The organism is Streptomyces sp. NPDC058457 (assembly GCF_042720695.1).
Taxonomy (GTDB): Bacteria; Actinomycetota; Actinomycetes; order Streptomycetales; family Streptomycetaceae; genus Streptomyces.
In genome coordinates, this window is the sequence record NZ_JBHXLU010000196.1 from 1 (window position 1) to 1833 (window position 1833).

The following is a 1833-nucleotide window of genomic DNA, read 5'->3' on the forward strand; positions in this document are numbered from 1 at the left end:
CCCTAATTCCTTGTGAACAGCTCCAGTAGCGGGAACCACACTCTCGCCGGGCTGTTCGAGCGCGGGGCTACGACGCCTTTCTGGACCCGGGCCGTTGAAGCCTCCACTGAGAGCGGTGTGGGCCCCGATGCTCATGGTGGTGGTCGCGTGGGCTGTCGGACGGACGCCTCAGGAGGCCCTGGCCTCGACGTCTCACAACAGAGCGGCGGCGTTCGGCGTCCTCGCGGCCACCACCGTAAAGCGAGGGGCTGGCGCTCGTGGGCGCCGGGCGGACGCCTGTGCTCTACCTGGCCACGATGCCTCCGTGCAGAGCGGCGATGCCCGGCGCCGTCGAGCGTCAACACCCCTTGTCTTGCTCACTCGTTGGTGCTGTGGTGCGAGCCCACCACACGGTGACCTCTCGATACGCCCGAGCCGTCCGAGCTCCCGCACAGACCGAGGCCCGCGTGGTGCGCTGGTGCCACGAACGGCTAGTGAGGTGGCGGACCAGCCCGGTGGGCCGAGTCCTGGAATTAGGTCGCTGCGTGGCCCGCATGTGCTCGTGACCAGCACAGACAACCGTGCCATGGGGAGGGAACATCTTGATCTACTGCGGAATCGACTGGGCCGAGAAGACACACGACGTCGCCTTGGTCGACGACAGAGGCGAGTTACGGGCCAAGCGTCACATCACCGACGACGCGGCGGGCTACAAGCTCCTGCTGGATCTGCTCGCCGAGTTCGGCGACACCGAGGAGAATCCGATCCCGGTTGCCATCGAGACCTCTCGCGGCCTGCTGGTCGCGGTGCTGCGCACCGGCAAGCGGCAGGTATTCGCGATCAACCCGCTGGCTGCCGCACGCTACCGCGACCGGCACAGCGTCTCGCGCAAGAAGTCCGACCCCGGCGACGCCCTGGTCCTGGCGAACATCCTGCGCACAGATATGCACGCCCACCGGCCCCTGCCAGGCGACAGCGATCTGGCCCGCGCCATCGCCGTCCTTGCTCGTGCCCAGCAGGACGCCACCTGGAACCGACAGCAGATGGCCAACCAGCTCCGCTCCCTGCTGCGCGAGTACTACCTTGCCGCTCTGGACGCCTTCGCGACCTGGCAGAACGGCCTGTGCCGGCCCGAAGCCCGCGAGCTCCTCAAGGCCGCGCCGACCCCGGGCAGGGCCGCGAAACTGACCCGTCCGCAGATCGCTGGCGCACTCAAGCGAGCCGGCCGTAAACGCGGCATCGAGGCCGAGGCCGAGCGGATCCGTGAAGTCTTCCGCGGCGACTTCGCCCACCAGCCGCCCCTGGTCGAGGATGCGCTCGGCCAGCAGATGCTCGCCCTTCTGGGCCAGCTGGAGGCCGCCTGTGTCGCCACCGACGACCTCGCCAGGGCGGTGGAGGAGGCGTTCTGTCAGCACCCGGACGCTGACGTGATCCTGAGCTTCCCCGGGCTCGGCACCCAGCTCGGCGCCCGGGTACTCGCCGAGATTGGGGACGACCGCACACGGTTCGACCACGCTCGCGGCCTGAAAGCGTATGCGGGCTCCTCGCCCATCACGCGGGCCTCCGGAAAGAAGTCGAGCATCACCCGCCGGTGGGTCAAGAACGACCGGCTCAACCACGTCGGCTACCTCTGGGCATTCTCCGCGATCACCGCTTCACCCGGCGCCAAGGCGCACTACCGGCGACGCCGCGACGAACATGGAGACTGGCACGCGGCCGCCCAGCGCAACCTCTTCAACCGCATGATCGGCCAGCTCTACCACTGCCTCCAGAAACACGAACTGTTCGACGAACAGACCGCGTTCCCAACCCAACTTGCCACCGCAGCTTGACACTTAGCCGCGTGAGGTGTCT

At 67.9% G+C, this 1833-nt stretch carries 1 protein-coding gene; it reads left to right on the forward strand.

Annotated features, from left to right (window positions below):
* Positions 1–560: 560 nt before the first annotated feature.
* A complete protein-coding gene (locus ACFWPS_RS53950) occupies positions 561–1811 on the forward strand; it encodes an IS110 family transposase (protein ID WP_383721913.1) in 1251 nt (416 codons plus the stop codon).
* The last annotated feature ends 22 nt before the right edge of the window (positions 1812–1833 follow it).